The organism is Streptomyces sp. NPDC048751 (genome assembly GCF_043198595.1).
Taxonomy (GTDB): Bacteria; Actinomycetota; Actinomycetes; order Streptomycetales; family Streptomycetaceae; genus Streptomyces.
In genome coordinates this window covers 230,560-238,134 of the sequence record NZ_JBICUX010000010.1, presented here as the reverse complement: position 1 = coordinate 238,134, position 7,575 = coordinate 230,560, and the positions used below count along the sequence as shown (strand labels likewise).

The window sequence follows — 7,575 nt, the reverse complement described above, 5'->3', positions numbered from 1 at the left end:
CTTCCGCGGACGGCGCCGGGCCGTCGCGCTGCCCGGGCCGTCGCGCCGCGCGGTCCGGCCCCGCGAGATCTGCCGTTCGGCAGATGTGCCGAAGGGCGCGGCCAGGAATGCTGAACACCAGAACACCCAAGGAGGAAGCGCCATGACACAGGTGACCGAGAACGCGTCATTACGGCGGGCGGACCGCGCAGCGGGTCCGGTGCGCCGCCGGTTCAACTGGCCGGACCGGATCGGCTACGCGGCCTTCCTGGCACTGCTTCTCTACGGGCTCGCCCACACCTACTGGGCCTTCGGCGGGGACGGCTTCCCCTTCGGTGCCGACGACGCCAACCCGGAGTACTCGGCCTTCGAGCACGTCGGCCGCGCCCAGCTGGCACCGTGGCTCGCGGCCGGCTTCCTGCTCAGTGCCGGCGTGGCCCTGCTGCTCGCGCTGCCCGGCCGCCGCCGGATCCCCACCCCGGTCCTGCTCGGTGCCACGGGCCTCTCCGCCGCCGCGGTGTTCTGCACCCTCGCCGACTTCCGCATCCTCGGCAACCTCGCCTACGTCTTCATGCTGAGGTTCGGCGCCATCAACTGGACGGTGATCAACCAGGTGTTCGCGGTCGTCTCGGTCGGCCTGATGGTCACGTCCGCGATCGCCTACCAGCGCCGTACCTCCGGCGCCTGCACCAGCTGCGGACGCACCGACTCGGGCGCCGGGTGGACCTCACCGGAGGCCGCCGCCCGCTGGGGCAGGAAGGCCGTGTACACGGCGGTCGTCGTCCCCCTGCTGTACGCCAGCACCCGCTGGGCCTGGGCCCTGGGCTACCCGCTCGGCATCTCCGACAAGCTCTGGGAGGAGGGCAAGCAGGACCACCTGTGGATCTTCGGTGCGGCCCTCGCCACCATGGGCGCCCTCGGCTCGCTCCTCACCCTGGGCCTGGTGCAGCGCTGGGGCGAGATCTTCCCGCGCTGGATGGTGGGCCTCAGGGGCAAGCGGGTACCGCCGGCCCTGGCCATTGTCCCGGCCGCCTTCGTCTCCGTCATGGTGACCATCGCCGGCGTCATGTACATCCGACTGCTGTTCCAGGGCTCCTTCGACAACCCGAAGGACGACTGGGGCGCCACGGTCCCGGAAATGGTCTGGCCGGTGTGGGGCGTCGCCCTGGCGGCCGCGACTCTCGCCTACTACTTCCGCCGGCGGGGCGTGTGCAAGCGCTGCGCCAGGGGATGAGCGCACGACGAAGGGGCCGGAACCGAGAAATCGGTTCCGGCCCCTTTTCGGTTGGCGGTCGGAATCCTTGTTTCGAAGCTGTCGATATGGCGTTGAGGTGCCAGGAACAGTCTTTATTGAATGGGATTCCACCCAACAGGAGGTATTCATATGAGGAAGTTCGCCCACGCGATCGGAGCCGGCGTGGCCGGGCTCGCGCTGATCGGTGCCGCGCAGAGCAGTGCGCAGGCGGCAGAGTCCGTGCCCAGTTGCGTGGTGGGTAAGCCGATCTACATGGTCACGATCGGCGCCTCAATCACCAACAACTGCGCCACCACCCAGCAGGTGAACGTCAAGTACAGCAAGGGTGGCGTGACGTACATTCCCAACAAGTGCCATACGGTCACGCCGGGCAGCACGGTCAACACCTGGGAACCCGTCTGGTACGCCGAAACCTATGTGGGGCTCATCCCCTGTTGAGCCACCGCGGCGGCGACTGACCGGTGTCGCCGAGGCACACCGGGAACGCGTCTCGGCCCGGAACCAGTCACCTGGTTCCGGGCCGAGACGCGTTCGGGGCGCGGGAGGTTCAGGTCGCCCGGCGGAAGCTCCGGATCGCCAGGGGAGCGGTGACGGCCACGAGCACCACACAGGCGCCCAGCGTCGCCAGGACCGTGCTGAGCCGCGGATCACCGAGCGCCAGGTCGCGGGCCGCCGTGATCGCGTACGACATGGGGTTGACCTCGGCGAATCCCTTCAGCCAGCCGGGGAGGCCCTCGGCGGGCACGAAGGCGTTCGAGGCGAAGAGCAGCACCATGTTGACCATGCCGCCGATGGGCTGCAGCGCTTCCGGACGGCGCACCCAGGCGGAGAGCGCCATGAACAGCCAGCCCAGGGACCAGCCGAGCACCACCGCGACCAGCGCCGCGCCGAGCGAGCCGAGCACCCCGCCGTCCGGGCCGAACCCGAACACCACGGTGGCCGCCACCAGCATGACGAGCATGTTGACGACGTTGAGCACGGTGTCCGCGATGCTCCGCCCGATCAGGACCGAACCGGTGTGGATCGGCATCGCCTTGAAGCGGGCGACGATCCCGTTGTTCATCTCCGTCGTCAGCGCCACCCCGGACTTGAGCCCCGCGCTGATCGAGCCGGTGACGAGGAACGCCGGCAACAGGTAGTCGATGTAGCTGACGCCCGCGGGGAAGGCGGAGGTCTGCGAGACGCTCTTGAACACCTGGCTGAACACGGTCAGCATCAGGATGGGTTCGAGAACGCCCGGCAGGACCATGGCGGGTTCGCGCAGCACCCGCAGCGACCGGCCGGACAGGACGGAGATCTGCCGGAGCACTCCGGTCCCGCCGAACCGCGGGGGCGGGAGGAGGCCCGGGGAAGCGGGCCGGGCCTCGGGGTGGGTGGTGATGGTCATCGAACATCCCTGCCTAGGGTCTGTCCGCCGGGACACGGTCCAGCAGGTCCTGGCGGCCGGTGGAGTGGTTCAGGGCCAGGTACACGTCGTCCAGTGAGGGCTCGGAGAACGCGAGTCCCGCGAGGTCCACGCCCGCTTCGTCGGCCGCCCGGACGACGCGGGCCAGCGCGGTGGAGTCCCTGGCGGGCATCGTGAGCACCAGACCGTCCTCCTCGTGCCCGGGAGCGAGGCCGGCCGCCCGCAGCGCCTGCATGGCCCGGGGGCGGTCGTCGGCGCCGCGCAGGGTGACGGACACGGAGCGGTGTCCGATCCTGTTCTTCAGCTCGTCCGTGGTGCCCGCGGCGATGACCCGGCCGGCCGCGAGCACCGTGATCGAGTCCGCCAGGAAGTCGGCCTCCTCCAGGTACTGAGTGGTCAGCAGAACCGTGGTGCCCTCCCGCACGAGACGCTGGACCACCGCCCACAGGGCCCGGCGGGCCGACGGGTCGAGCCCGGTGGTGGGCTCGTCGAGGAAGATCACCTCGGGCTGTCCGACCAGGCTGGCCGCCAGGTCCAGACGCCTGCGCATGCCGCCCGAGTACTCCTTCGCCTTGCGGCCCGCCGCGTCCGTGAGGGAGAAGAGCTCCAGCAGTTCCCCGGCGCGGGCCGCCGCCTCGGCGCGCGAGGCGCCGAGCAGCCGTGCGATCAGCACCAGGTTGGCGTGCCCGGAGAGCGTCTCGTCCACGGCCGCGTACTGGCCGGTGAGGCCGATGCGGCGGCGGACCTCCTCGGCGTTCTCGGTGACGTCGAGTCCCGCCACCCGGGCCCGCCCCGCCGTCGGGAGCGAGAGGGTGCTCAGGATGCCGACGAGAGTCGTCTTGCCGGCGCCGTTGTGCCCGAGCAGCCCCAGGACGGTGCCCTGGGGCACCGTGAGGCTCACACCGTCGAGCGCTTTCGTCGACCCGAACGACTTCGTCACGTCGGAGACTTCGATCATCATCGTGTCCATGGGATGCCCCTCGCTCGATTCCGGAAGCCCACCACCGGTCGTCGGGCGTTTTCAGGGATGACCGAAAGGGACCACGTGGGCCGTCACCTACAGACGTACGGTATCCGTGGTACCGGGAATTCCCGAGGGTCGATCAGAACTCTTGAACTGGCATTGCGGAATTCCGGCGAACCAGTGACCCCGAGCAACTCCGAGAACCCGAGAAGCGCGAGAAGCGCGAGAAGCGCGAGAAGCGCGAGAAGCACGAGAAGCGCGAGAAGCGCGAGAAGCGCGAGAGGAGGGAATCCCGTTCAGTCGACGGGCAGGACGGCGGTGACCCGCCAGCCGCCTTCCCCGTGACCGCCGAAGTCGAGGGTTCCCCCGAGCGCCTTGACGCGTTCGGCGAGTCCTTCCAGGCCCGTCCCGCCGCGACGGCCGCGCTCGCCGAGATACCCCGTGCCCGCCTCGCTGATGGACGGAGCACCGTTGGTCACGGACACGGCGAGCACCGGCACCCGGCCGGACAGGTCGGGCAGTACGGACACGCGCACCCAGGGTGTGGTCGCGGCATGCCGCCGGACATTGGTCAGCGCTTCCACCACCACCCGGTGGGAGGTGCTCGCCACCTCGCGGGGCACCCGGGCGACCTGCTCCGGCGACAGGTCGATGTCCAGGCTCACCTCGGCCCGTCCGGCGTCGCGGAACCGGCCGATGACGTCCACGATGTCGGGGAGCCCGTAGGCCTGCGACTGCCCTTCGCCCGTCCTGCCTCGAGAGTCCGAGGCCGTCTCGTCGGACGTGTCGAGCATGTGGACGGTACGGTCCATGGAACCGAGGGCCTGGAGGCCGGAGGCCTCGATCTGCTTCAGGATCGGCAGGACCTTCTCCGGCTGCTCCGCGCCGACCACCTGCGCCGCCTGTGCGAGCACCACGATGCCCGACACGTCGTGGGCGACGAAGTCGTGCAGGTCGCGGGCCAGTTGGAGCCGCTGGTTGCGGCGGGCCTCGTGCACGGACCGGACCCTGCGCGACTCCAGGGCACGCAGACAACCCCCCACGGCGGCCGCGGCTATGGCGCCGAGTGCGAAGAACGCGCTCTGCGCGGCGGCCTCCAGCGCGGTCGGGGGAACCTGGAGGCGCAGGAGCAGGGTCGACGCCAGAACCCCGAGCACGGTGCACAGCGTGACGGCCCGCCGGGTCTCGGCGTACCGGGCGACGAGGCAGATCAGCAGCAGGATGGCCGCGATCTCCACCAGCGTGACCACGCCGGTCGCCTGCTCCCGCACCGGCGGGTCGCCGAGGGCGGTGCCCAGCGCGGAGCTCACGGCCACCACGGCGGCGGCCGTCGTGAGGACGCGGCCCTTGGCGTGCACTCCGATCACGGTGAGGGTGCCGAGGACCGCGACCGTCATGGGGAGGGCCGCTCGCCAGCCGGCCGACGGGCCGACGAGAAGCCCCGCCGTCACCGCCCCGGCCGCCAGGACCGCGCAGACCGGCCTGGTGACATGGCTCCCGAGACGGCTCTGGACCTGGGTCCTGGTGTTGGTGACCATTCCGGCGATCCTATCGATGGGACCGGTTCCCCCCTGGCAGCTTCCTGATGACCGCCTCGGTGGCCGAGGGCGGACGGACGTCTCGTGAACTCCGTCCTGTCATTTAGCTGCCATCGGGGATATCGGTGCGAGTTCGCTTCGAAATCCTCTCTAGGATGCCCGGGGGAACGGGGTCGGTGAGAGGCCGATGAGGAGGCCGAGTTGCCTGACGAGAGCGAGTCCGCGCTGGAACGGATGTTACCGGAATGGCATTTCAGAGAAGTGCATCGCATTCGGGTGCCCGGCACCGCCGCGGAGGTGATGCGCGCCGCGCACGCGACGACCTGGGCGGAGGCGCCGATGGCCCGCGCACTGGTCGCGATCACCGGGGCCGACATCTCGGCGCGGCGGCGTATCGTCTCCGACTTCCTGCGGGAGATGGGAGAAGTGATCCCCACCGGGGACGACGAGTTCCTGCTCGCCGCGGTGCAGGGGACCGGTGACGTTCCCCGGCCCCCGGGCACCGTTTCCGAGATCGTGACCGGATGCGAGGAGCCGGGAATTCTGAAGATCGGGATGAATGTCCGTCACGCGGGCGGCATGCTCACCACGGAGACCCGTGTCCTCGCCACGGACGAGCGGACCCGCCGCAGGTTCGCGCCCTACTGGTTCTGCATCAGGTTCGGCAGCGGACTGACCCGTACGTCCATGCTCCGCGCGATCCGTGCCCGAGTGCTGCGCGAGATGTCACCGGCCTGACCCGCTGCGTTCGACGCTCCGCCCGGCCCGCTCGGGGCGGAGCGCCGTCATGTGCGCGGGCAGTCGCTGCCACACCGGCGGCGTGTAGAAGTGCCCGCCGGGGAGCGGCGTCGACTCGAACCGGCCCGTGGTCAGCGGGCGCCAGCGCGCCAGGGCCTCCGCGTCCAGGTCGTCGTCCTCGCCGTGCAGCAGCTGGAGCGGTGCGCGCACCCGGTCACCCGGGTGGTACCGGTAGGTGTCCATGGCCCGCAGGTCGGCGCGCAGCACCTCCACGGCCATCTGCCGCAGTTCGGGCTCGGCCCGTACCGCCTCGGGCATCTGGCCGACCGTGAACATCCAGTCGAGGAGCTCCTCGTCGGTGTTCCCCACGTGGGGCGGCGCGTCCGGATCGGTCCGCCGGCTGTCGGGGGCGTGCGCGGCCGAGACGACCAGCGCCTGCGGCGGGGCGACTTCGGCCCGCTCGGCACGCAGCGCGAGATCGAAGGCGACCCAGGCGCCCATGCTGTGGCCCGCCAGGACGTAGGGGCGCGTCGCGACGCCCCGCAGCGCGGTCAGTGCCCCGCCGAGCAGTTCCTCCCAGTCCCGGGCGAACGGGGAGCTGTAGCGCCCTTCCCGGCCCGGATAGCAGTACAGCACCAGTTCGGTGTCCTCGGGCAGGGCCGCGGCCCAGGGCCGGAAGGGCGCCGTGCCGCCCCCGCAGAAGCTGAGACAGAACAGCGTCCGCTCGGCGTGCGGCCGGGGCAGCGGCCGAAGCAGTGGCGCGGACATGCGGACTCCTTTCGAGCGCCGGTCGTGACACGGGGAACGTACCGGCGACGGCGGGACCGCGCCGTGGGGGGCCAACAAAGTCTTCGATGCCCCCAAGTGACCCTCGGCGACCGCTCGCACCGCAAGAGTGACCGTCGGTGGCGGAATCCTGTCGCCGGGGCATCACATGCCCCCATCTCCCGGCACTTCCGGTCCGACGGGAGAGTGGCCGAAAGCAACGCAACGCATTATTCAATTCTTCTCATTGAAAACTCTCTAACGCCGGGTCGAAGTGGTTGCCGGAAGGGCTTGTTGGTGCGATTCCCGGCAGCTTAGGGTCGAGCCTAATTCGGTGACAGCGTCAGGAAGGGGAGAGCTCGATGGCGAATCCGTTCGAGGATGACAACGCCGAGTACTACGTGCTCGTGAACGACGAGAACCAGCATTCGATCTGGCCCGTTTTCGCCGAGATCCCGGAGGGCTGGAAAGCGGTGCACGGTGCGGCCGCCCGGCAGGACTGCCTCGACTACGTGAACGAGCACTGGACCGATATGCGTCCGCGCAGCCTCGCCGACGCCATGGCCGCCCACGCGGCCTGAAAAAAAGAACCCGCCACATCACGACCGAACCATCGAGGGGAAAAGAAGAAAATGCCGACCATCACCAGCGACCGCCGCTCGGCCATCAAGGAAATCGTCTGCGACATCCTTGAACTCGAGGAGGACGAGGTGACGGACACCAGCCTCTTCATCGACGACCACGGCGCCGACTCCCTGCGCGCCATCGAGATCCTGGCCTCCCTGGAGAAGGAGTTCGGCATCACGATCGACCAGTCCGAACTGGCCCAGATGATCAACCTCGAGGCCGTCTACAAGGTGGTCGCCGAAGCGCCCACCCGCTGACCCTGCCCAGCAGCTCTGCCGATCCCAAGGTCTGAAGATCTGAAGGG

The 7,575-nt window shown here is 69.7% G+C and carries 9 protein-coding genes; 5 read left to right on the top strand and 4 right to left on the bottom strand.

Annotation, left to right across the window (positions count from 1 at the left end; translation table 11 throughout):
* The first annotated feature begins 142 nt into the window (after positions 1-142).
* The gene (locus ACGFNV_RS30680; protein WP_393626770.1) at positions 143-1,213 is read left to right on the top strand and encodes a hypothetical protein; all 1,071 of its coding nucleotides are present in this window, start codon (positions 143-145) and stop codon (positions 1,211-1,213) included.
* Positions 1,214-1,363: 150 nt separating this feature from the next.
* On the top strand, positions 1,364-1,672 hold the full coding sequence (locus ACGFNV_RS30675; RefSeq protein ID WP_393626768.1) for a hypothetical protein: 309 nt from the start codon (positions 1,364-1,366) through the stop codon (positions 1,670-1,672).
* Positions 1,673-1,781: 109 nt separating this feature from the next.
* Here the strand turns inward: ACGFNV_RS30675 and ACGFNV_RS30670 are convergent, their stop codons facing one another.
* The 3 genes from ACGFNV_RS30670 to ACGFNV_RS30660 all read right to left on the bottom strand — a co-directional run bounded on the left by ACGFNV_RS30670 (position 1,782) and on the right by ACGFNV_RS30660 (position 5,141).
* Complete coding sequence (locus ACGFNV_RS30670; protein ID WP_393626766.1) at positions 1,782-2,621, bottom strand: ABC transporter permease; 840 nt, start codon at positions 2,619-2,621, stop codon at positions 1,782-1,784.
* A 13-nt stretch (positions 2,622-2,634) separates the two neighbouring features.
* Entirely contained in the window at positions 2,635-3,609 is a 975-nt protein-coding gene (locus tag ACGFNV_RS30665) for an ATP-binding cassette domain-containing protein (RefSeq protein ID WP_393626764.1), read from the bottom strand.
* A gap of 290 nt (positions 3,610-3,899) precedes the next feature.
* The gene (locus ACGFNV_RS30660) at positions 3,900-5,141 is read right to left on the bottom strand and encodes a sensor histidine kinase (protein ID WP_393626763.1); all 1,242 of its coding nucleotides are present in this window, start codon (positions 5,139-5,141) and stop codon (positions 3,900-3,902) included.
* A 201-nt stretch (positions 5,142-5,342) separates the two neighbouring features.
* On the opposite strand from ACGFNV_RS30660, the gene ACGFNV_RS30655 reads away from it, so the two are divergent.
* Positions 5,343-5,879 (top strand): hypothetical protein, encoded by a 537-nt coding sequence (locus ACGFNV_RS30655; protein ID WP_393626761.1) that lies wholly within the window; start codon positions 5,343-5,345, stop codon positions 5,877-5,879.
* Here ACGFNV_RS30655 and ACGFNV_RS30650 read toward each other — a convergent pair.
* The gene (locus ACGFNV_RS30650; RefSeq protein ID WP_393626759.1) at positions 5,868-6,647 is read right to left on the bottom strand and encodes a thioesterase II family protein; all 780 of its coding nucleotides are present in this window, start codon (positions 6,645-6,647) and stop codon (positions 5,868-5,870) included. The two genes, ACGFNV_RS30655 and ACGFNV_RS30650, sit on opposite strands and share 12 nt — an antisense overlap.
* Before the next feature lie 359 nt (positions 6,648-7,006).
* Here ACGFNV_RS30650 and ACGFNV_RS30645 point away from each other — a divergent pair, with 359 nt between their 5' ends.
* Complete coding sequence (locus tag ACGFNV_RS30645; RefSeq protein WP_393626757.1) at positions 7,007-7,225, top strand: MbtH family protein; 219 nt, start codon at positions 7,007-7,009, stop codon at positions 7,223-7,225.
* Between the two features lie 51 nt (positions 7,226-7,276).
* The gene (locus ACGFNV_RS30640) at positions 7,277-7,528 is read left to right on the top strand and encodes an acyl carrier protein (protein ID WP_393626755.1); all 252 of its coding nucleotides are present in this window, start codon (positions 7,277-7,279) and stop codon (positions 7,526-7,528) included.
* Positions 7,529-7,575: the final 47 nt, after the last annotated feature.